This window comes from Kocuria sp. CPCC 205297 (assembly GCF_040981035.1).
Taxonomy (GTDB): domain Bacteria; phylum Actinomycetota; class Actinomycetes; order Actinomycetales; family Micrococcaceae; genus Kocuria; species Kocuria marina.
On the sequence record NZ_JAVKPY010000006.1, the window covers coordinates 164,696 to 186,384 of the forward strand.

The following is a 21,689-nucleotide window of genomic DNA, read 5'->3' on the forward strand; positions in this document are numbered from 1 at the left end:
CCCACCCGCAGGGTGGCACACTGGACCCCATGCTGACTTTTGGTGAGAACACCGTTTGGACCGCGGCCGAGGATCGCTACGAGACCATGCCGTACCGACGGGTGGGCAACTCCGGGCTGAAGCTGCCCGCGCTGTCCCTGGGGTTGTGGCATAACTTCGGCGATGACACCCCGCTCGCGACCATGCGGGCCACGCTGCGCCGGGCGTTCGACCTGGGGATCACGCACTTCGACCTGGCCAACAACTACGGCCCGCCCGCGGGCTCCGCGGAGCTGAACTTCGGGCGCATCCTACGGGAGGACTTCGCCCGGTACCGCCAGGAACTTGTGATCTCCACGAAGGCCGGGTGGCAGATGTGGCCCGGCCCGTACGGCGGTGTGGGCGGTTCACGCAAGTACCTGCTCGATTCCATCGACCAGTCGCTCGAACGCATGGGCCTGGACCGCGTGGACATCTTCTACCACCACCGCCCGGACCCGGACACTCCCCTCGAGGAGACCATGGGTGCCCTGCACCATATCGTGCGCTCGGGCCGCGCGAGCTACGTGGGGATCTCGTCCTACAGCGCGGACCTCACGCTCGCCGCGCAGGGGATCATGCGGGAGCTGGGCACTCCGCTCCTCATCCACCAGCCCTCGTACTCCATGCTCAACCGCTGGGTCGAGCAGCCGGACGAGCACGCGGACGGGAAGAACCTGCTGGGCGCGCTCACGGAAGCGGGCATGGGCTCTATCAGCTTCTCCCCGCTGGCCCAGGGCATGCTCACCGACAAGTACCTGAACGGTGTACCCGAGCACTCCCGCGCGGCCGCTGGGAAGTCACTCAACCCGGACTGGTTGAGCGAGAACACCCTGGATCAGATTCGGGAACTGAACGCGATGGCCCGGGACCGCGGGCAGACGTTGGCCCAGATGGCGATCGCGTGGGTGTTGCGTCCGCAGGCGGGGGGACAGGTCACGACGGCGCTCGTGGGCGCGTCCTCGCCCGAGCAGATCGCCGATTCCGCCCGCGCCGTGCAGAACCTGGACTTCTCCGACGATGAACTGCAGCGGATCGACGAGCTGGTCTCGGACGCGGACATCAACATCTGGGGGGCGGCCACCGAGTCCAAGCACGTATGACCGCGGCGCAGTACGCCGCGCTGCTGGGGCTGTGGATCGCGGGGATCATCTCCCCGGGTCCGGACGTCCTGGTGATTCTGCGCAATGCGTTCCTCACCACCCGTGGCAAGGCCATGCTCACGGCGGCGGGGGTGATGGTCGGCAACCTCATGTGGATCACGCTCTCGCTCACGGGCGTGACGCTGGTGATCAACAGCAATCACGTGCTCAAACTCGTGATCCAGATCGCTGGTGCCCTGTTCCTGGCGCGCATGGGCTACGGATCCCTGCGCGCCGGGCTGGCCACGCGCGTGCTGAATCGCGGTGGAACGGGTCACGCGGAGACCTCGGATCCCGATGCACGAGCGGGCCTCGCCGCACGGGTCTGCACCGACGGGCAGGACGGCCCCGGCGGTTCGGCCGGATTCAGCGGACCAGTGGACCCCGACGTCGCCGCGAGCCCCGCCGCACCCGCGGGCACAATCGGGGGTCCCGCGTTCTCCAAGGCCGGAGGTCTGCTCGGGACCCGCCACCTCACATCGGGCAAGGCCCTGCTCCAGGGGACGATCACCAACCTGGCCAACGCCAAGGCGATCGTCTTCTTCATCGCCCTGTTCGCGACCGTTGTCCCCGCGGACATCCTGTGGTGGGAGGGATTGATCGCCCTGGCGCTTCTCATGGCCGTGGGCCTGGCATGGTTCCTGGCCGTCGCGTGGTTCGGTTCCGTCCCCGCGCTGGCGCAGCGGTTCCAAGCGCGTTCGGCCGAGGTCGAGATCGCGGCCGGGGTCGTGTTCCTGCTGGTCGCGGTGTTGTTGCTCGTGGAGGTCGTCCTGGCCGGGTGACCGTGCAGCGTGAGGGCGGCAGCGGCGTCGTCGTCACGGCGGTGCCCGGGCGAGGCACGTCCGAGCGCGTGGCTAGACTGTGGAGTCGGTTGCGTGCGGCGTGGCACGGCGGGATGCGGTGCCCACGCACGAACGCGCGAGGTGCGCGTGGCCGTCATCACCCGAGCTGAGGAGAACCGTGTCCGAAAATCCCATCCGAGTGGCCATTGCCGGTGTGGGCAACTGCGCCACATCGCTCATCCAGGGCGTCCACTTCTACCGGGACGCAGACCCCTCCGAGACCGTGCCCGGGCTCATGCACGTGCGCTTCGGTGACTACCACGTGGGGGACGTGCAGTTCGTGGCCGCGTTCGACGTGGACGCCGCCAAGGTGGGCTTGGACCTCTCCCAGGCGATCCTGGCCTCCGAGAACAACACCATGGAGATCGCAAAGGTCCCCAACCTGGACGTGAACGTGCAGCGCGGACCCACCCTGGACGGGCTGGGCCAGTACTACCTCGAGACCATCACGGAATCGGACGCCGAGCCCGTGGACGTCGCGCAGGTGCTGCGCGAGCGCGAGGTGGACGTGCTCGTCTCCTACCTCCCGGTGGGTTCCGAGGAGGCCGACCGCTACTACGCGCAGGCCGCGATCGACGCCGGTGTGGCGTTCGTCAATGCCCTGCCCGTGTTCATTGCCGGGACCGACGAGTGGGCGCAGAAGTTCACGGACGCCGGCGTGCCGATCGTGGGCGACGACATCAAGTCCCAAGTGGGCGCGACCATCACCCACCGCGTGCTGGCCAAGCTGCTCGAGGACCGCGGCTACGTCCTGGACCGCACGTACCAGCTCAACGTGGGCGGGAATATGGACTTCAAGAACATGCTCGAGCGCTCGCGGCTCGAGTCCAAGAAGATCTCCAAGACACAGGCGGTGACGTCCAACGTGCCGCACGAGATGCGGGCCAAGGACGTGCACATCGGCCCCTCGGACTACGTGGGGTGGCTTGACGACCGCAAGTTCGCCTTCGTCCGCCTCGAGGGCCACGGCTTCGGCAACGCCCCGATCTCGCTCGAGTACAAGCTCGAGGTGTGGGACTCGCCCAACTCCGCCGGTGTGATCATCGACGCGATCCGCGCTGCGAAGATCGGCCTGGACCGCGGCATCGGGGGACCGCTGACCTCGGCGTCCTCCTACTTCATGAAGTCCCCGCCCGAGCAGTTCGACGACGACACCGCCCGCGAGAACGTGGAGAAGTTCATCCGCGGCGAGGTCGAGCGCTGATCGTCTCGTAGCACCGCACGACGCCGCCGCGCGGGCCGTCCGGCACGTACCGGGCGGCCCTCGGTCGCGTCCGGGGGCGCGCGTCCTGCCGCTGGCCCGGGCCCGCGGGTGCGGCGGCCCGGGTCCCTGCGGGCGGGGGTGCGGCCCGGCTCTCGCGCGGTTCAGCGAAAGATCGCCGAGCCCTCGGCGGACGCGCGCGCCAGGTCCGCGACCGCCCGGACCCGCCGGGGCACGGTCACACCCCGCGGCCAGGCCAGCACGACCGACTCCCGTTCGTTCCCCGGGGACACTGGGCGGCACACCACGGGTAGTCCCTCCCGACTCAGCTCCGGCCCCACGCCCAGGAACGGATCCCGCCGCGCTGGACACCTCCCACCCGCACGTCGTGGTGTGTTCCACGTACGGGGGTGGCGAGCTGCCCACGTCCGCGCGGGCCTTCGCGACGGCGGTGGCCGAAGGAGCCGCGGATCTGAGCAGCGTGCGCTACGCGGCGTTCGGCCTCGGGAACGGCACGTACGGGGAGGCGTTCTCGCGCGGCGTCGTCGTGCTGGACGAGACCCTCGCGGCAGCGGGCGCGTCCCGGTTCGGGGACGCGGGTCGGCACGACGCCGCCGAGGGCCGACCGCCCGCGCGGCAGGCGTGCGAGTGGCCGGACGGGATCGCCGAACTCAGCCGCGTTCCTGCCCCGCGAGCCCCGCACGGGAAATGATGTAGTCCACCACGGGGTCGTAGAGGTGCGGGGGGACGTTGTCGTCCAGCGGGACCACGACCTCCACCTGCCCCTGGGCCTCAGCGACGAAGATTCCGGGGTCGTTGCAGTCACCCATCGCGATGGTGGACAGCCCCGCCCGCGAGCCCGCGTACCCGGCCATCCCGTGATCGGCGATCACGAGGTCCGGCGCCTCGCGGCCCTGGTCCCGCAGGTGATCGAGGACCAGCTGCATGGGCTCGGGGGAGTGGGTGTGGCGCAGGCCGCCGTACTGCTCGACCATCACGACGTCCTCGATCTGGCGCACGTCCCCGTCCTCGAACGGCAGGGCCTCGTCGAAGCGCAGCACGCGCGCCCCGGACTTGCGTGCCACCCGCGCGAGCCGGGCGTACACGGGCGCGAGGCCGGAGGGATGACCAGTCGCGAACAACAACCGCTTGCGGCCCTGCACCGCGCGGCTGAACAGCTCGGCGTAGCGGTCCAGTCCGGCCACGCACAGCTGAGCGGAAATGGAGTCCTGGCCCTCGGCGTACTCGGGGTCGTCGTTGATCCCCACGCGGTCGCGCATGAGCTCGAAGACGGAGTCGAAATCCCAGTCCCTGATGCGCTCGACCCCCATGTGCTGGTGCTGGTCCCCGTCCAAGAAACCCTGGATGTTGCGGAGGTTGGCTTCACGGGGGGTCGCGACGGCCCCGGTGATCCGGGAGCGGTCCAGGTAACGGGCAAGGGAATCACGGCTCAGGTACGCGGTGGTCACACGGGAAAGTTTAGGCGTCGTGCTCGCGCGCCGCACAGGCGAGGTAGGCCGCAGCGTGCTGCGCGGCGACGTCGTCCCACGTCAGCTCGCGCGCTCGCAACCGAGCAGCGTGTGACAATGCTCGCCACGCGCCCGGGTCCCGGGCCGCGCGGTACAGTGCGTCCGCCCAGCTCGCGGGCTCGCGGTCCGGGACGAGCCGGCCGGTCTCACCGTCGCGCACGGCGTAGCACAGTCCGTCCACGTCCGTGGCCAGGACGGGCGTCCCGCACGCCTGGGCCTCGACCGCCACGAGCCCGAACGTCTCCGACGATGACGCCACGGCCACCGCGTCCACCCGGCCCATGAGTCGGGCGAGGTCCTCGCGGGGCAGGGAGCCGCGGAAGTCGACGGCGCTCGCCACGCCCCCTGCGTCCGCCAGCCCGCGCAGGTGGGCCAGGAAATCGGGGGAGCCCACACCGGCCAGGATCAAGCGAACGGGAACGTCGGGGTGACTGCGGTGCAACTCTCCGAGCGCGCGGACCAGGATCTGCTGTCCCTTGAGGGGTTGCATGCGTCCCGCGGACAGGACGGTGAAGGGCCCGTTCCGTAACTCGTCCCGTTCGTCCGGGACCGGCGGGTGGAAGACCTCGGGGTCCACCCCGGGCGGGATCACGACCACGCTCGCCGGATCCGCGCCGTACAGCTCCACGACCTGCCGCTGTTCCGCGGGGGTGTTCACCACGGTGCGGCAGGCGTGGGCGATCAGTTCTCGTTCGGCGGCCTCCCGCTCGGCCGGTTCGGGGGACTCGTCCGATCCGGCGCGCAGGTTCTTGGCGGCGGCGGAGGTGTGCAGGGTCAGGACGAGGGGAGCCCGGAGGAAGCTGGCCACGTGGAGCCCGGCCACGCCGGAGAGCCAGTAGTGGGCGTGCACGACGGGCGCGGCGTCGTCGGCGTAATGCTGTGCGAGGGCCTCGCCGAAGGCACGAGCGAACCGGGGCAGGCCCTCCTTGGGGACCTCTGCGGCGTCCGCGAGCGCCACGGTGAGCAGCCGCACGCCCGGGGCGAGGTCCGTCGTGCGAATGCCGGGGGAATGGGACGGATCGCGATCGAGGGTGGCCATGTCCGCGGCCCAGCCCGCGTGGGCGAGCGCGTGGGCTAGGTGCCACACGTACACGTTCATGCCACCGGCGTCCCCGGTCCCGGGCTGGTCCACGGGGGACGTGTGCATGCTCAGCAGCAGGACACGGGGCCGATCGGGAGAGGACACGCGACCAGCCTACTGGGGCGGCGTACCGGGACCGCCCGCCCGGGAACGAGTGCGCGTGGCTCGGGCGGGGCCGGGCGCGCCGGCGGCGCAGGGCACAATGGAATGGTGAGTGCGATGACAGACCGACAGCCCCGGCAACCCAGCGAACGCAGCGCGGTGGTGGACCTCTCCGCCGTGCAGCACAACGTGCGGCGCCTCGCGGAACTCGCCCGGGGGCGCACGCTGATCGCCGTGGTCAAGGCAGATGCGTACGGCCACGGGGCGGTTCCGGTGGCGCGCGCGGTGCTCGCCGCCGGCGCCCATATGCTCGGCACGGCGCACGCGTCCGAGGCGGTGGCCCTGCGCGACGCGGGCATCACCGCCCCCGTGCTCGCGTGGCTGCACACCCCTGCCACGGACTTCGAACAGGCGCTGCGACGCGACGTCCGCCTGGGTCTCAACGGGTGGGAGCTCGACGCCGTTCTGGCCGCCGCCCGCGACACGGGCACCCCGGCCACGGTGCACCTGAAACTCGATTCCGGGCTCGGCCGCAACGGTGCCACGGTGGAGGAGTGGCCCGGGTTCGTCGAGCGCGTGGTGGCCGCTCAGAACGCCGGTCTGCTGAGCGTGGAAGGGATCTTCACGCACCTCGCCGTCGCGGACGAACCGCAGCGCGAGGCCGAGACCGTTGCGCAATTGCACGCACTCAGCGATGCGGTGCGGATCGCGCGCGACGCGGGCCTGGACCCCACCCTGATCCACGCGGCCAACACCCCCGGATTATTCGGGGCACAGGACATGGCGGACCCCGATCTCATGCTCCGCGACGCCGTGCGGGTGGGGCTGGGCCTGTACGGGCTGAGCCCGTTCGCGGATCGCACCCCCGAGGACTTCGGCCTGCGCCCGGCCATGACCCTGCGGGCCCGTGTGGCCAACGTCAAAGCCGTTCCCGCGGGCCACGGGGTCTCGTACGGTTTCGCGTACCGCACCACCGGGCCCACGCACCTTGCGCTGATCCCGCTGGGCTACGCCGACGGCGTTCCCCGGGTAGCCACGGGCGCCCCCGTGCGGATCGGGGACCGGGTGTACCCCGTGGTGGGGCGGATCGCGATGGACCAGTGCGTCGTGGACCTGTCGCGGGGCGGGGAGCCCGCGGCGTCGTCGTCCGGATCGGAACCGCCCGGAGTGGACTCGTCCGCGGCGGAACCGCCCGTGCGCGTGGGGGACGAGGCCGTGCTGTTCGGGGCGGGGGAGGACCCGTCCGCCACGCGGTGGGCGGATGCCGCGGGGACGATCAACTACGAGATCGTCACGAGGATCTCGCCGCGCGTACCCCGGGAGTACGTGAACGCTCCCGATGCCGACGGCGTCGGAACAGCCGGGAGCGCGACGGACAGTGCCGCCTGGACCGTGACTCGGCATCCCGACACCGCTCATGACACCCGGGTGCTCGGCGAGCGGGTGGCCGAGCACCTGCGGGCCGGGGACCTGGTCATGCTCAACGGTGACCTCGGCGCCGGGAAGACCACGTTCACCCAGGGGCTCGGCCGGGGCCTCGGCGTGCGCGACGGGATCATATCCCCCACGTTCGTGTTGAGCCGCGTGCACCCCAACGATCCGGACGGGCCCCGCCCGGGCGGACCCGATCTCGTGCACGTGGACGCCTATCGCTTGGACTCCGCGGCGGACGTGGACGACATCGACCTCGAGGACACCGTGGACACGTGCGTGACCGTCGTGGAGTGGGGGACCGGCAAGGTGGAACACCTCAGCGATTCCCGGTTGGTGATCGACATCGTCCGGGCGCGGGGTACGCAGGACGGGCCCGGCTCGGCGGATCCGGTGTCGGACGCGACGGGTGCGGAGTCCACCGTGGGGACCACGGACGGTGAGGACCCCGCGGATCTCCGTGGGGCGGTGCTCTCCGGCGGATCAGGTTCCGACGGAGAGGGCCATTCCCCCTCCGCGGCGGACGTGATCCGCGCCCTCAACGACGAGTGGAAATCCGCGGAGCAACTCAGCGATGAACCGCGCGCGGTGATCGTGCGCGGCTACGGACCCCGTTGGGCGGACCCCCTCCAGTTGTGACCTCGCCACGCAGCGCCGGGGCGAGGGGCGTCCGGAGCCCGGAGAGATGGCGGCGGGCGGTCGCCGGGGCCCGGAGCGGTTGCGGGGCCGGGCTTAGACTGTTCGGGTGCTTGTGCTGAGTCTGGATTCCTCGTCGATCGCGTCCGTGGCACTGTCCCGGGACGGTGAGGTCTTGAGCAGGTTCGACACCGTCGACACCCGATCCCACGCCGAGGCCCTGGCTCCCGCCGTGCACGACCTCATGGCGGAGGCGGGCCTCACCGGCACCGACCTGGACGCCGTTCTCGTGGGCACCGGTCCCGGACCGTTCACGGGTCTGCGCGCGGGACTTGTGACCGGTCGCACCTTGGGCTTTGCATGGGCCCTGCCTGTGCATGGGGTGTGTTCCCTGGACGCGGCGGCGTTCCACGTGGCCCCGGAGGCGCTCGCCGCGGGTCATGCGGAGTTCGTGGTGGTCACCGATGCGCGCCGCAAGGAGCTCTACCGCAGGAGCTACCGGGTGCGCGAGGACGAGCTCGGACCCGTGATCACCCCGCTGGGCGATCCCCGGGTTGGCCCCCCGGAGGACGTTCCCGCGCTGCCGTGCTACGGCTCCGGTGCGGGGCTCTACCCCGATCGGTTGTCGCACGCGGTCCCGGGATTCTCGGACCTGCACCCCTCCGCCGCAGATCTCGCCCGGGCGGCGTGGGCGATCACGAGCCGTGGTCAGGAACTGAGCACCGACACGTCCCCCCTGTACCTGCGCGATTCCGACGCCAAGGTGCCCGCAACCCCCAAGCGGGCCACCCGATGACGGGCCACCCCATGACGGGAGGGCACGCGGCTGCGGTGGGAGCGGCGTCGTCGTTACCGGCGGGCTACGCGCTGCGCCCCATGCAACCTGGGGACCTCGAGGACGTGTACGCGCTGGAGACCGTCCTGTTCCCCGAGGACGCCTGGCCCCGGCACATGTTCCACGAGGAACTGACCCACCCCACGCGGCAGTACTGGGTGCTCACCCGGGACCGGGAGATCGTGGGCTACGCGGGGATGATGAGCATCCCGCCGGTCGCGGATGTGCAGACCATCGCGGTCGCGAAGGACCACGAGGGCAAGGGCCTGGGCAGTGCCCTGCTGCGCGTGCTGCACGAGGCCGCGATCCGCAGCGGCGCCACCGAGATGATGCTCGAGGTGCGGGCGGACAATCCGCGGGCACAAGAGCTGTACCGCCACTTCGGCTATCACCACATCCACACCCGGGCGCACTACTACGGGCCCGGCCACGACGCGCTGATCATGCGCTGCGAACTGGTCCCCGCGAAGGAGCCCACCCGCAGCGCGGACGGAAGGACCATTCATGAACACCGCTGAACCGCTCGTCATGGGCATCGAGTCCTCGTGCGACGAGACGGGTATCGGGATCGTGCGGGGCACTGAGCTGCTCACCAACACGGTGTCCTCGTCCATGGCCGAACACGTGCGCTTCGGCGGGGTGATCCCCGAGATCGCCTCGCGCGCGCACCTCGAGGCGTTCGTCCCCGCGGTGCGTGCTGCGCTCGACGACGCCGGTGTGACCCTGGACCAGCTCGACGCGATCGCCGTGACCTCCGGGCCCGGGCTCGCCGGGGCGCTCATGGTAGGGGTCGCGGCGGCCAAGGCACTCGCGGTGGCCACGGGCAAACCCTTGTACGCGATCAACCACCTCGTGGCCCACGTGGGGGTGGGTCTGCTCGACGACCGCGGTGAGCTGCCCGACGGCCTGGGCGCGCTGCTCGTCTCCGGGGGCCACACCGAGATCCTGGCCGTCCCCGACATCACGAGTGACGTGCGGCTACTGGGCGCCACGATCGACGACGCCGCCGGCGAGGCCTACGACAAGGTCGCCCGCCTGCTCGGACTCTCCTACCCCGGTGGACCGGCGATCGACAAGGCCGCGAAGGACGGCGACCCGACGGCTTTCGCGTTCCCCCGGGGGCTGACGGCGGGCAAGTACATGGGGTCGGCCGAGAATCCCGGTCCGCACCGTTTCGACATGTCCTTCTCCGGCTTGAAGACGGCCGTGGCCCGCGTGGTCGAGGCGTTCGACGCCGCCGGTCAACCCGTCCCCGTGGCGGACGTGGCCGCAAGCTTCCAGGAGTCGGTCGTGGACGTGATCGCGCGCAAGACCGTGCTGGCGTGCACCGAACACGGGATCACCACGCTTCTCATGGGCGGGGGCGTGGCCGCCAATTCCCGGTTGCGGGAGGTCGTGACCGCGCGGTGCGGTGAGCACGGGATTCCCGTGGTGATCCCGCCGCTGTCCCTGTGCACCGACAACGGCGCGATGGTGGCCGCCCTGGGCTCCCGGTTGGTGTCACAGCGCCGTCAGCCCACCGGGATCTCGTTCACCGCGGACCCCGGTCTGCCGGTGTCCACGGTGTCGGTGCCCGCCGCGTAGCCCTGCCGGGCCGTATCCGGATCAGCGTTCCGAGCGGTTGCGCTCCACGATGTCCATGACCACGGCGCGCAGGTCCCCGCCGTTCTCCCGGGCCACGCGCCGTTGGCGCTGATAGCCCACGGCCCCGCTCATCATGGTCTCCACGTGGGCGAGCTCGCGGGTGCAGCCGAGCTCGTCCGCGAGGGGTTCCAGGTCGGTGAGCAGATCCGCGAGGTCCTCCGTGACCAGGCGCTCGCGATTGCGGGTGTCCCGGATCACCACGGCCTCGAGACCGTAGCGCGCGGCGCGCCACTTGTTCTCCTGGTGGTGCCACGGGGGCATCACGGGGATCGTCCCGCCGTCGTTGAGGGAACGGGAGAAGGACTCCACCAGGCACTGCGTCAGTGCGGCGATCGCGCCCACCTCCCGCAGGGTCGAGGGACCGTCGCACACGCGCATCTCCACGGTCCCGAAGCGGGGGACGGGGCGGATGTCCCAGCGGTTCTCGGAGATCTCCTCGATCACGCCGGTCTCGATGAGGTCGTTGACGTAGGACTCGTACTCGCCCCACGTGTCGAAGTGGAAGGGCAGCCCCGCCGTGGACAGCTGCTGGAAGATCAGTGCCCGGTGGGACGCGTACCCCGTGTCCTGGCCGCACCAGTACGGCGAGTTCGCGGACAGCGCGAGCAGGTGGGGGTAGTAGTTGAGCAGGCCCTCCAGGACGGGCAGGGCCTTGTCCCGGTGGTCGATGCCCACGTGCACGTGGGCCCCGAAGATCACCATCTGCCGGCCCCAGTACTGCGCGCGGTCCAGGACCTTGAAGTAGCGTTCCTTGTCCACCACGGGCTGGTCCGCCCACTGGGAGAACGGGTGGGTCCCCGCGCCGAAGATCTCGAGGGACCGAGGATCCGTGATTTCCCGGATCCGGTCCTGGGTGTCCGCGAGCTGGTCCACGGCCTCGCCCACGGTGTCGCACACACCGGTCACCATCTCCACGGTGTTCTGCAGGAACTCGCCCGTGACATGGGGGTGGTCCCCCTCCTCACCGAACTGCGGGTGCTGCGCCACGAGGGCATCAAGGACCTCCTGGCCGCGCGGGGCGAGCTCGCCGCTCTCGCGCTCGACCAGGGCGACCTCCCACTCCACACCCAGGGTGGAACGTTCGGAGCTGTGGAAATCAATCTGCACGGCGTGGTCCTCTCATGGGTGCACCGGGATCGGCGGTCGTGACCTGAACCGGGACGTCGTTGCCGACCACCGGGGTGTCGCGCGCGGTCCGAATACAGGGGTATCAGTGTACGAGGTTTACGGCGAGCACCACGCGCCGTTCCTTCCCCGCCTGCTCGAGTCGCGTCATGACCAGGGTCGCTCGCTGTGTGCCCCGGGGTGCAAGTTGCTTACGCAGTTGCTCGGGGGTCACGTCCGTGCCGCGTTTCTTGATCTCCAGCGTTCCCACGTCCTGCTCCCGCACCCACTTCTTGAGGGTCTTCACGGTGTGGGGCAGCACCTCGCGCACCTCGTACGCGGTGGCCAGCGGGGTGTGCACGAGCGTGTCCGAGCTCAGGTACGCGATCGCGGGATGGATCAGCCGCGCTCCGATGCGCTGCGCGAGATCGGTCACGAGCCCCGCGCGGATCACCGCGCCGTCGGGCTCGTAGAAGTACTGCCCCACCGCGCCCAGCAGATCCCCTTCCGCCGCGGGCGACTCCCACGTCGCGGAGGTCAGTTCGGCCGCCGCCGACGCCGCGGCACCGTCCCGGGATGCGTCACCGCTCCGGCCGTCCCCGGCACCCGGCGCGTCGCCACCCGGCACGAGCGTGTCGTCGGCGGCGCCGGGAAGGCGGGGTGCGCCGTCGTGTCCGAGGATCAGGGCGGCGCGCGCGACGTCCGGGCGGCGCACGGCGTTGAACCACAGCGCGGCCTCCACGACGTCACCGTGCTGTGAGATCCATTGGGCCTCCGCGGCGCGCGGGACGTGCTCGTGGGGGATGCCGGGACCGAGCTTGGCGCCCACGGCGAGCCCCCGGTCCGCGAGGTCCGTGACGAAGGACAGGGGAGGGGAGAAGTCCTCGGGGTCGAACAACCGCCGCGTGCGGCCGTGACCCGAGACCCGGCGCGCGGGGTCCAGCCACACGCCCTGCGCGGGACCGGACTCGAGGGCGTCCAGGTTCAAGGACTGCGCGTCCGCGCATACGACGCGAGCGCGCGGCCAGCCCGTGAGGTTGACGGTCGCCACGGCCGCGGTGACCGGGTCCCGCTCGACCGCGGTGACCGTGCGCTCGAGCGCGGCCAGGGCCAGCGAGTCCGCGCCGATCCCACATCCCAGGTCCACCACGTGCCCGATCCCCGCTTGCGCGAACCGCTGGGCGTGCAGGGCGGCCACCGGCCACCGGGTGGCCTGCTCCACACCGTCGCGCGTGAAGACCATGTGACGGGCGAAGTCCCCGAACTTGGCGTGGGCCTTGGCGCGCAACCGGGACTGGGTGAGGACCGCGGCCACGAGCTCCGGGTCATGGCCCTGTGCTCGCAGGGACTGGGAGAGCGCGAGCGTGGCGTCCGGGTCGTAGGGGCCCAGCGAATCCAGCAGCCGCATCCCCCGCGGGGTCAGCAGCTGGGCGAGGCTGCGGGTCTCGGCGTCGTCGGGGGCGGTGGAGGCGTTCACGCGTCCATCACATCACGGCGCGGGGAAGCCGCGGCGAACGCGCGGGCCGCGACGCCCGTCACAGAGCCATTTACATTACGATCCGCATCCCTAATTAGGTTAGGCTCACCTAGTGGCTGGCCGCCCGTAACAGACGACCCCGCGAGATTGCGAGAAGATCCATGTCCATGAACCGATTGCTCCCCGGTGTGGCGCTGAGTGCCGTGGCGGCGCTGGCCCTCGTGGGGTGCGGTGCCAACGCCCAGAACGCCTCCGACACCCAGGCGTCCTCGGCCACCGTGACCGTCACGGACAACAAGGGCGAGCAGACCGTTCCCGCACCGCCGCAGTCCGTGGTGGCCACCGACAACCGGGTGTTCGAGACGCTCGCGGACTGGGGCGTACAGCTCAAGGCCGCCCCCAAGCAGCTGATCCCGAACGGCATCTCCTATGCGAACGACGACGCCGTGGTGGACCTGGGTTCGCACCGTGAACCGAATCTCGAGGCGATCGCCGGGGTGGACCCGGACCTCGTGATCAACGGGCAGCGCTTCGCGCAGTACTACGACGACATCAAAAAGCTCGTCCCGGACGCCGCCATGCTGGAACTGGATCCGCGCGACGATCAGCCGCTGGACGAGGAACTCAAGCGCCAGACCACGGCCCTGGGTGAGGTCTTCGGCAAGCAGGAGGAAGCCCGCCGACTCACCGACGGGCTCGACCAGGCCGCCCAGCGCGCCAAGGACGCCTACGACGGCCAGTCCACGATGGGCGTGATCGTCTCCGGTGGTGACATCGGGTACGTGGCACCGAGCAAGGGACGCACGATCGGCCCGCTGTTCGACATGGTGGGGCTGCAGCCTGCGCTGAAGGTCGAGGGCTCCGACAACCACCAGGGGGACGACATCTCCGTGGAGGCCATCGCCCAGTCCCGCCCGGAACTGCTCATCGTGCTGGACCGTGACGCGGGCGTGAAGACCTCCGAGGGTGCCAGCCCGGCGTCCGAGGTGATCGAGAAGTCCGAGGCCCTCAAGGACGTCCCCGCGGTGAAGAACGGCAACGTGGTCTACCTGCCCGCGGACACCTACACGAACGAGGGGATCCAGACCTACACCGAGATCCTCGACGACATCGCGGAGAAACTGGGAGGCCGGAGCAACTGATCCCTCCCACCCCGCACGACCACCGACGCCCCGCGGGAGCCTCCCGCGGGGCTTCGGCATGATCCAGGAAGCACACGTGATGGTCTCCACTGCACAACGTCCGACCCGCACGGGGGTGGCCCGGGACTGGAAGTTCTGGCTCGCCCTGCTGGTGGTCCTGGGACTGCTCTGGCTGTCCCTGGTCACGGGGATGGCGGACCTTTCGGACGCCCAGGGTGAACAGTTCCTGGGTCTGACCCGGATTCCCCGCACGGTGGCCCTGGTCCTGGCCGGTGCCGCGATGGCCATGTCCGGGCTGGTCATGCAGTTGCTCACCCAGAACCGGTTCGTGGAACCCACGACCACGGGCACCACCGAGTGGGCCGGGCTGGGGTTGTTGCTCATGATGATCCTGGCCCCGGACGCCGGGTTGAGCGCGCGGATGATCGGCGCGATCGTGGCCGCGTTCGTGGGGACCATGGTGTTCTTCGCGTTCCTGCGCCGGGTTACGCTGCGTTCCTCCCTGATCGTGCCGATCGTGGGGATCATGCTCGGGGCCGTGGTGGGGTCGATCTCCACCTACCTGGCGCTCGTCACGGACCGGTTGCAGAACCTGGGCGTGTGGTTCGCCGGCAGTTTCACGTCCGTGCTGCGCGGCCAGTACGAGACCCTCTGGGTCGTGGCACTCGTGGCGGTGCTCGTGGTCATCACCGCGGACCGGCTCACCGTGGCGGGACTCGGCGAGGACATCGCGACCAACGTGGGATTGAACTACAACCGGATCATCCTGATCGGCACCGGACTCGTGGCCGCGGCCACCGGCGTGGTCACGGTGGTCGTGGGCAATCTGCCGTTCCTGGGGTTGATCGTGCCCAACGTGGTGTCCCTGTTCCGGGGCGACGACCTGCGCTCCAACCTGCCGTGGGTGTGCCTGCTCGGGATCGGCCTGGTCACGGTGTGTGACCTGATCGGGCGCACGATCATCGCGCCGTTCGAGGTCCCCGTGTCCCTGATCCTGGGCATCGTGGGCGCTGCGGTGTTCATCGCCCTGTTGCTGCGAAGCCGGCGCCATGTCTGAGGTGACCGCGCTGCGCCACGACCGGGCGCGCACTGGATCGGGGGCCTTCGTCTCCCCGGCCCACCGCCGCCGCTACTGGATCACCGCGCTGTCCCTGCTCGTGGCGGGACTCGTGTTCTGCGCGGGCATCCTCACGTGGGACAACCCCCTGCCGTTCGGCACCCCGGGGTTCTGGCGGATCGCCGAGTCCCGGGCCACGAGCGTGGTGGTGATCCTGATCGTGGCGGTGAGCCAAGCCATGGCCACGGTCGCGTTCCAGACCGCCGCGAACAACCGGATCATCACGCCGTCGATCATGGGTTTCGAGTCCCTGTACGTGCTCATCCAGACCTCGGCGGTCTACTTCCTGGGTGCGGTGGGGGTCAGTGCGGTGCAGGGGCTGCCGCAGTACGCCCTGCAGGTGAGCCTCATGATCGTGTTCGCGCTGGGGCTCTACAGTTGGCTGCTCTCGGGCAAGTACGCCAACGTGCAGGTGATGCTGCTGATCGGCATCGTCCTGGGCGGCGGGCTCGGCGCGGTGTCCACCTTCATGCAGCGCTTGCTCTCACCGAGCGAGTTCGACGTGCTCAGCGCCCGCTTGTTCGGCTCGGTGGCCAACGCGGATCCCGGGTACTTCCCGCTGGCCGTGCCGCTGTGCGTGGTGGCCACGGTGGCCCTGTACGTGCACTCCCGCACGCTCAATGTCATGGCTATGGGGCGGGACGTGGCCACGAACCTGGGCATGGACCACCGCCGGGAGCTGCTGCTCACCCTGTTCTGGGTGTCCATTCTGATGGCGGTCTCCACGTCCCTGATCGGGCCCATGACGTTCCTGGGGTTCCTCGTGGCGATCCTGGCGTACCAGTTCGCGGACACCCACGACCACCGCTACGTGTTCCCCATGGCCGCGCTGATCGGTTTCGCGGTGCTGTCCGGGGCCTATTTCGTCCTGAAGAACGTCTTCTATGCGGAGGGCGCTGTGTCCATCATCATCGAGCTGGTGGGTGGCAGTGTCTTCCTCTTCGTGATCCTGAGGAGGGGCAGACTGTGATCCAGTTGACCGGACTGGTCAAGGAGTACGGCACGGACTTGGCGATCGGGCCGGTGGATCTGCAGATCCCCGCCGGTGGCGTGACCGCGCTCGTGGGGCCCAACGGCGCGGGGAAGTCCACGCTGTTGACCATGATGGGTCACCTGCTGGGTCCCGAGGCCGGCACCGTGGAGATCGGCGGTCACGACGTGAGCAGGACGCCGCCGCGTGAACTCGCCAAGGTGGTCTCCACGCTGCGCCAGGAGAACCACTTCACCGCGCGGCTCACCGTGCGCCAGCTCGTGGCGCTGGGTCGCTTCCCCTACACGCGTGGGCGGATCACCCGGGACGACGAGCGGATCATCTCCGAGTCGATCGACTTCTTCGACCTGGGACCCCTGCAGAACCGCTACCTGGACCAGCTCTCGGGCGGTCAGCGCCAGCGCGCCTACGTGGCCATGGTGCTGTGCCAGGACACCGAGTACCTCCTGCTGGACGAGCCCCTGAACAACCTGGACATGCGCCACTCGGTGCACATGATGCATCACTTGCGCCGCGTCGCGGACGAGCTCGGACGCACCGTGCTGATCGTTCTGCACGACATCAACTTCGCGAGCCACTACTCGGACTGGATCTGTGCCGTGAAGGACGGTCGCGTGGTGGAGTTCGGCCCGCCCGAGCAGATCATGACGGACGAGACCCTCACGCGCGTGTTCGACACCCCGGTCACGTGCCACGACGGTCCCCACGGGCGGCTCGCGGTCTACTACTGACGCGGCACGGACGGCTCGCCGGCCGCGACTGACGCGGCCGCGGGGACGGCGGCGTCGTACCCGCGGATTGTGCCCAGAGACGAGCGCGGCGGGCGCGCCTTGACCGCGCGCGGCCCGTCTCCCTACAGTGATGATTAGCACTCTCATGGTGAGGGTGCTAAAGGCCAGGCGCTCAATCGGCACCGCGACGACGGTTGGCACGCCAACTGGCCTGTGGCGGACGCGGTCATGGGACCCCATGACACGGCGCGTTCGCACACCGTCTCACACGCCTAGAAGAAAGGGAGAGATCGTGTCGGTCTCCATCAAGCCTCTCGAGGATCGCATCGTGGTTCAGCCGCTGGCCGCTGAACAGACCACCGCTTCCGGTCTGGTCATCCCGGACACCGCCAAGGAGAAGCCGCAGGAAGGCACCGTCCTGGCCGTGGGCCCGGGCCGCGTGGACGACAAGGGCAACCGCATCCCCGTGGACGTCAAGGAGGGTGACGTGGTCATCTTCTCCAAGTACGGCGGGACCGAGGTCAAGTACAACGGCGAGGAGTACCTGGTGCTCCCCGCGCGGGACGTGCTGGCCGTGATCGAGAAGTAATCCCCGCAACGACTTTCGTGCGCGGTGCCCGGACGTTCGCCCGAGAACGGGCCACGGGGGCACCGCGCCGTCATTTCCACACCCTTCTCGTTTCGTAAGGAGCACACATGCCCAAGCAGTTGGTGTTCAACGACGCCGCTCGCAAAGCGCTCGAATCCGGTGTCAACCGACTGGCCGACACCGTCAAGGTCACGCTGGGCCCCCGCGGGCGCAACGTGGTACTGGACAAGAAGTGGGGCGCACCCACCATCACCAACGACGGCGTGACCATCGCCCGTGAGGTGGAGCTCGAGGATCCGTACGAGAACCTCGGCGCCCAGCTGGCCAAGGAAGTGGCCACCAAGACCAATGACGTCGCCGGTGACGGCACCACCACGGCGACCGTCCTCGCGCAGGCCATCGTCAAGGAGGGTCTGCGCAACGTGGCCGCCGGAGCGGCCCCGGGCGACATCAAGCGCGGCGTGGAAGCGGCCGTGGCCACCGTGGCCCAGCGTTTGCTCGACAACGCCCGCCCCGTGGAGGGCAAGGACGTGGCCCACGTGGCCGCGATCTCCGCGCAGTCCATGGAGATCGGCGAACTGATCGCCCGCGCCTTCGAGACCGTGGGCACGGACGGTGTGATCACCATCGAGGACGGTTCCTCCACCGAGGTGGAGCTGGACGTCACCGAGGGCATGCAGTTCGACAAGGGCTACCTGTCCCCGTCCTTCGTCACGGACCCGGAGCGCCAGGAAGCCGTCCTGGACGACACCTTCGTGCTGCTGTTCCAGGGCAAGATCTCCTCGGTCCAGGACCTCATGCCCGTGCTCGAGAAGGTGCTGCAGGCCAAGAAGCCGCTGACCATCATCGCCGAGGACGTCGAGGGCGAGGCCCTGTCCACCCTGGTGGTCAACAAGCTGCGCGGCACGCTCGACGTCGTGGCCCTGAAGGCCCCCGGTTTCGGTGACCGCCGCAAGGCGATCATGCAGGACCTGGCCGTGCTCACGGATGCGACCGTGATCACCCCCGAGCTCGGCATCTCGCTCGAGGGCGTGGACGTGTCCCAGCTGGGCAACGCCCGCCGGATCACCGTGACCAAGAACCAGACCACGCTCGTGGACGGTGCGGGCTCCTCGGAGGCCGTGGCCGAGCGCGTGGCGGAGATCAAGGCGGAGATCGCCCGCACGGACTCCGAGTGGGACCGTGAGAAGCTCCAGGAGCGCCTCGCGCGCCTGGCCGGTGGCATCTCGGTGATCAAGGTCGGTGCCGCGACCGAGGTCGAGCAGAAGGAACGCAAGCACCGCATCGAGGACGCCGTGTCCTCGACCCGCGCGGCCCTCGAGGAGGGCATCGTGGCAGGCGGCGGTTCCGCGCTGGTCCACGCTTCCAAGGCGCTCGACGGCACGGACCTCGGTCTGACCGGGGACGCGGCTACGGCCGTGACCATCGTGCGGCGCGCACTGACCCAGCCCCTGCGCTGGATCGCGGAGAACGCGGGCCAGGACGGCAACGTCGTCGCGGCGCGTGTGGCGGACCTCGAGCCCGGCAACGGCTACAACGCCCTGACGGACGAGTACGAGGACCTGCTCGCCGCGGGCATCATCGACCCCGTCAAGGTCACCCGTTCCGCTCTGCAGAACGCGGCGTCCATCGCCGCGCTCGTGCTCACCACGGAGACCCTCGTGGCGGAGAAGCAGGACGACGAGGACTGAGTCCTCCCGATCCTTCCGGCAATCGCTGAATGGCCGGCGGCCCGCCCCTTTCGGGGGGGTGGGCCGCCGGTCGTCTGTGGTGCTGCGACCGGCGACGGTGCTCGACGTCTGCCCCCGCGCGACCGGGTGGCTCAACTCGCAGGCCGTGCGCGCTGCCCACCCACGGAGACGGGTCGGGGCGGAACCGGGTGCGATGTGATCGGTGCGCCCCGCTGCGTTTAGGCCGACCAGATGCGCATTTCCCCAGCCTTGGATCCCGTTGCCGGTTCATCCCCGCTCCCGGTGGGGCAGCGACCCCGGTGGGCTGCCGGATCCTCCTCCGCGCAACGGGTGCAGCGGTACTCGGGGTTCCGCCCAGAGGTGCAGGGGTTGCGGGCGATCGCGGTGCTGCTCGTGGTCGTCTATCACGTGTTCATGGGCCGGGTGTCCGGTGGTGTGGACATCTTCCTGCTGATCTCGGCGTTCTTCATGACGCTGTCGTTCGTGCGGCGGATCGAGGGCGGCCGACCGTTGGGGCTGGGTCGGTACTGGCTGCACACGTTCAAACGCCTGCTGCCCCTGGCCACGGTGATCATCCTGTTCACCCTGGCGCTCATCTGGTTCGTGTTCCCGCGCACGGACGTCGCGGAGTTCCGGTCCCAGGGCGTGGCCTCGATCCTCTACCTGGAGAACTGGGCGCTCGCGGCGAACGAAGTCAACTACTACGCCGCGGATCATTCGACCGCTTCCCCGTTCCAGCACTTCTGGTCCCTGTCGGTGCAGGGTCAGGTGTTCCTGGTGTGGCCGCTCATTTTCGCCCTCGCGTGGTTCGTCAAACGGCGCACGGGGCGTAACAGCATCCCCGTGCTGGCCGTGTGCTTCGGTCTCGTCTTCGCCGCCTCGCTCGCGTTCTCGGTGGTGACGACGGCGACCCAGCAGGAATTCGCGTACTTCGACACCCGTGCCCGACTGTGGGAGTTCGCGCTGGGGTCGCTTATCGCGCTCGCGATCCCGTACCTGCACCCAGGCCGCGTGCTGCGCGTGGTGCTGGGCTGGCTCGGTTTCGTGAGCATGGTCTCGGTCGGTGTGCTCGTGGACGTGCAGGGCGCGTTCCCGGGATGGATCGCGTTGTGGCCGTTGCTCTCGGCGGCGGCGATCATCGTGGCGGGGCAGTCTGGGTCCCGGATCGGTTTCGACCGGTTCCTCTCGCGGGGCCCCATCGTGCGACTGGGGGATGCCGCGTACGCGCTGTACCTCGTCCACTGGCCGCTGCTCATCACCTACCTGGTGCTCCGTGAGCGCCCCGAAGCGGGGCCCCGGTCCGGTGTGGCACTCGTGGTGCTCTCGGTCGTACTGGCACTGCTGTTGACCCGGTGGATCGAGACCCCGTTGAAGCGGTGGGCGTGGCCCGAGGCCCGGACATGGCGCATGGGCCTCGTGATCGTGGTGTGCGTGGGGCTGGTCACCGCGACCGCCGCGAGTTGGGCCGCCATCGACCGGCACCGCGAGGCACAACTCGAGGCGCAGGCGGAACGGAACAACCCGGGGGCGCGCGTGCTCGACCCAGCGTTCGAGTTCACGGGGGACCCGAACGCCCCCGTCCTGCCACAGTCCATGGGGGACCAGTGGGTGGGACTGCCGCAGGAGTGCAGCGGGCTCTACCGCAGCCTCAACGCCACGGCCCAGGGGTTCTGCCGCCAGACGCCGGAGGTGCGGGACCCGGACACGGTCGTGGCCGTGGTGGGCAACTCCCACATGGAGCAGTACATGGGCGCGCTGATCCCCGTGGCGGAAGAGGAGAACTGGCAGTTGATCTTCGTGCTGCAACCGGGGTGCGGCTTCGGTGTGGAGGGCCAGTCCGCGGCGTGCCGTGAGGGCAACGAGGCCGCCCTGGAGTACCTCAAGGCCATGCAACCGGACGTGGTGGTCACCACGTCCACACGGTCCGAACTCATGTCCGGGGAGGACGAGCACGTGGTGACCGGTCTCGAACAGATCGTCCTGGAGCTCACAGCCGACGACATCACTGTCGTGGGGTTCCAGGACAACCCCCGGCTGGACTTCGACCCGACCCGGTGCGCGCAGGAACGCAGCTCCGACGACCCGTTGTGCTCGGTCTCGAGCAACGACGTGCTCGGGGACCACAACCCCGCCGAGGCGCTCGAGACCATCCCCGGGTCCGTGGGAGTGGACCCCACGCCGCTGGTCTGCCCGCGGGGCGAGTGCGTCCCGGTGATCGGCAACGTGGCGGTGTGGTTGGACTCCCACCACCTCACGTGGGACTACACGCGCAGCATGGCCCCGCTGTTGCACGACACCCTGGTCCGCGCGGTCCAGGTCACACCGGGGGTGGACACGGAGTGAGCCCTCGGCGGGCGCCGTAGACTGGTGGGGACATTCTCGCGTG

Annotated in this window: 19 protein-coding genes; 15 read left to right on the top strand and 4 right to left on the bottom strand. The window is 69.7% G+C overall.

The window, feature by feature from the left end; all coding sequences use genetic code 11:
* Positions 1–29: 29 nt before the first annotated feature.
* The 4 genes from mgrA (at position 30) to RF650_RS07420 (ending at position 3,915) form a co-directional block, all read left to right on the top strand.
* The gene (gene mgrA, locus RF650_RS07405; RefSeq protein WP_368814529.1) at positions 30–1,121 is read left to right on the top strand and encodes an L-glyceraldehyde 3-phosphate reductase; all 1,092 of its coding nucleotides are present in this window, start codon (positions 30–32) and stop codon (positions 1,119–1,121) included.
* The gene (locus RF650_RS07410) at positions 1,118–1,942 is read left to right on the top strand and encodes a LysE family transporter (RefSeq protein ID WP_311254076.1); all 825 of its coding nucleotides are present in this window, start codon (positions 1,118–1,120) and stop codon (positions 1,940–1,942) included. Before mgrA ends, RF650_RS07410 begins: the two co-directional genes overlap by 4 nt.
* Positions 1,943–2,120: 178 nt before the next feature.
* Positions 2,121–3,206, top strand: a complete 1,086-nt coding sequence (locus tag RF650_RS07415; RefSeq protein ID WP_368814530.1) for an inositol-3-phosphate synthase — start codon at positions 2,121–2,123, stop codon at positions 3,204–3,206.
* 361 nt (positions 3,207–3,567) lie between these two features.
* Entirely contained in the window at positions 3,568–3,915 is a 348-nt protein-coding gene (locus RF650_RS07420; RefSeq protein ID WP_368814565.1) for a flavodoxin domain-containing protein, read from the top strand.
* On the opposite strand, the gene RF650_RS07425 is transcribed toward RF650_RS07420, so the two are convergent.
* Complete coding sequence (locus RF650_RS07425) at positions 3,875–4,672, bottom strand: phosphatase (protein ID WP_206399397.1); 798 nt, start codon at positions 4,670–4,672, stop codon at positions 3,875–3,877. The two genes, RF650_RS07420 and RF650_RS07425, sit on opposite strands and share 41 nt — an antisense overlap.
* A 10-nt stretch (positions 4,673–4,682) precedes the next feature.
* Positions 4,683–5,918, bottom strand: a complete 1,236-nt coding sequence (locus RF650_RS07430) for a glycosyltransferase (RefSeq protein ID WP_368814531.1) — start codon at positions 5,916–5,918, stop codon at positions 4,683–4,685.
* A gap of 114 nt (positions 5,919–6,032) precedes the next feature.
* Here RF650_RS07430 and alr point away from each other — a divergent pair, with 114 nt between their 5' ends.
* The 4 genes from alr to tsaD all read left to right on the top strand — a co-directional run bounded on the left by alr (position 6,033) and on the right by tsaD (position 10,401).
* The gene (alr, locus tag RF650_RS07435) at positions 6,033–7,985 is read left to right on the top strand and encodes an alanine racemase (protein WP_368814532.1); all 1,953 of its coding nucleotides are present in this window, start codon (positions 6,033–6,035) and stop codon (positions 7,983–7,985) included.
* Positions 7,986–8,091: 106 nt separating this feature from the next.
* The gene (gene tsaB / locus RF650_RS07440) at positions 8,092–8,778 is read left to right on the top strand and encodes a tRNA (adenosine(37)-N6)-threonylcarbamoyltransferase complex dimerization subunit type 1 TsaB (RefSeq protein ID WP_368814533.1); all 687 of its coding nucleotides are present in this window, start codon (positions 8,092–8,094) and stop codon (positions 8,776–8,778) included.
* 11 nt (positions 8,779–8,789) lie between these two features.
* The gene (rimI, locus tag RF650_RS07445) at positions 8,790–9,335 is read left to right on the top strand and encodes a ribosomal protein S18-alanine N-acetyltransferase (protein WP_098054356.1); all 546 of its coding nucleotides are present in this window, start codon (positions 8,790–8,792) and stop codon (positions 9,333–9,335) included.
* Positions 9,322–10,401 (top strand): tRNA (adenosine(37)-N6)-threonylcarbamoyltransferase complex transferase subunit TsaD, encoded by a 1,080-nt coding sequence (gene tsaD / locus RF650_RS07450; RefSeq protein WP_368814534.1) that lies wholly within the window; start codon positions 9,322–9,324, stop codon positions 10,399–10,401. Before rimI ends, tsaD begins: the two co-directional genes overlap by 14 nt.
* Before the next feature lie 21 nt (positions 10,402–10,422).
* On the opposite strand, the gene RF650_RS07455 is transcribed toward tsaD, so the two are convergent.
* On the bottom strand, positions 10,423–11,568 hold the full coding sequence (locus RF650_RS07455; RefSeq protein WP_131332491.1) for a glutamate--cysteine ligase: 1,146 nt from the start codon (positions 11,566–11,568) through the stop codon (positions 10,423–10,425).
* Positions 11,569–11,671: 103 nt separating this feature from the next.
* The gene (locus tag RF650_RS07460) at positions 11,672–13,042 is read right to left on the bottom strand and encodes an SAM-dependent methyltransferase (RefSeq protein ID WP_368814535.1); all 1,371 of its coding nucleotides are present in this window, start codon (positions 13,040–13,042) and stop codon (positions 11,672–11,674) included.
* A gap of 161 nt (positions 13,043–13,203) precedes the next feature.
* Here RF650_RS07460 and RF650_RS07465 point away from each other — a divergent pair, with 161 nt between their 5' ends.
* From RF650_RS07465 to RF650_RS07495, 7 genes are all read left to right on the top strand, one after another.
* Positions 13,204–14,184: a siderophore ABC transporter substrate-binding protein gene (locus tag RF650_RS07465; RefSeq protein ID WP_368814536.1), complete on the top strand. Its 981-nt coding sequence runs from the start codon at positions 13,204–13,206 to the stop codon at positions 14,182–14,184.
* A 79-nt stretch (positions 14,185–14,263) separates the two neighbouring features.
* Positions 14,264–15,241, top strand: a complete 978-nt coding sequence (locus tag RF650_RS07470; RefSeq protein ID WP_312918207.1) for an iron chelate uptake ABC transporter family permease subunit — start codon at positions 14,264–14,266, stop codon at positions 15,239–15,241.
* A complete protein-coding gene (locus tag RF650_RS07475) occupies positions 15,234–16,271 on the top strand; it encodes an iron chelate uptake ABC transporter family permease subunit (RefSeq protein WP_131332494.1) in 1,038 nt (345 codons plus the stop codon). The genes RF650_RS07470 and RF650_RS07475 overlap by 8 nt, the downstream gene beginning before the upstream one ends.
* Positions 16,268–17,023, top strand: a complete 756-nt coding sequence (locus RF650_RS07480) for an ABC transporter ATP-binding protein (RefSeq protein ID WP_144998357.1) — start codon at positions 16,268–16,270, stop codon at positions 17,021–17,023. Before RF650_RS07475 ends, RF650_RS07480 begins: the two co-directional genes overlap by 4 nt.
* Positions 17,024–17,315: 292 nt before the next feature.
* Positions 17,316–17,612: a co-chaperone GroES gene (groES, locus tag RF650_RS07485; RefSeq protein ID WP_035959438.1), complete on the top strand. Its 297-nt coding sequence runs from the start codon at positions 17,316–17,318 to the stop codon at positions 17,610–17,612.
* Positions 17,613–17,719: 107 nt separating this feature from the next.
* On the top strand, positions 17,720–19,303 hold the full coding sequence (gene groL, locus RF650_RS07490; protein ID WP_064847323.1) for a chaperonin GroEL: 1,584 nt from the start codon (positions 17,720–17,722) through the stop codon (positions 19,301–19,303).
* A 231-nt stretch (positions 19,304–19,534) separates the two neighbouring features.
* On the top strand, positions 19,535–21,646 hold the full coding sequence (locus tag RF650_RS07495; protein ID WP_368814537.1) for an acyltransferase family protein: 2,112 nt from the start codon (positions 19,535–19,537) through the stop codon (positions 21,644–21,646).
* The last annotated feature ends 43 nt before the right edge of the window (positions 21,647–21,689 follow it).

Coding starts and splice junctions, on each gene's coding strand:
- RF650_RS07475 (WP_131332494.1), top strand. CDS start 15,234: ATGTCTGAGGTGACCGCGCTGCGCCACGACCGGGCGCGCACTGGATCG.
- RF650_RS07470 (WP_312918207.1), top strand. CDS start 14,264: ATGGTCTCCACTGCACAACGTCCGACCCGCACGGGGGTGGCCCGGGAC.
- rimI (WP_098054356.1), top strand. CDS start 8,790: ATGACGGGAGGGCACGCGGCTGCGGTGGGAGCGGCGTCGTCGTTACCG.
- RF650_RS07410 (WP_311254076.1), top strand. CDS start 1,118: ATGACCGCGGCGCAGTACGCCGCGCTGCTGGGGCTGTGGATCGCGGGG.
- groL (WP_064847323.1), top strand. CDS start 17,720: ATGCCCAAGCAGTTGGTGTTCAACGACGCCGCTCGCAAAGCGCTCGAA.
- RF650_RS07495 (WP_368814537.1), top strand. CDS start 19,535: ATGCGCATTTCCCCAGCCTTGGATCCCGTTGCCGGTTCATCCCCGCTC.
- RF650_RS07465 (WP_368814536.1), top strand. CDS start 13,204: ATGTCCATGAACCGATTGCTCCCCGGTGTGGCGCTGAGTGCCGTGGCG.
- alr (WP_368814532.1), top strand. CDS start 6,033: ATGACAGACCGACAGCCCCGGCAACCCAGCGAACGCAGCGCGGTGGTG.
- tsaD (WP_368814534.1), top strand. CDS start 9,322: ATGAACACCGCTGAACCGCTCGTCATGGGCATCGAGTCCTCGTGCGAC.
- mgrA (WP_368814529.1), top strand. CDS start 30: ATGCTGACTTTTGGTGAGAACACCGTTTGGACCGCGGCCGAGGATCGC.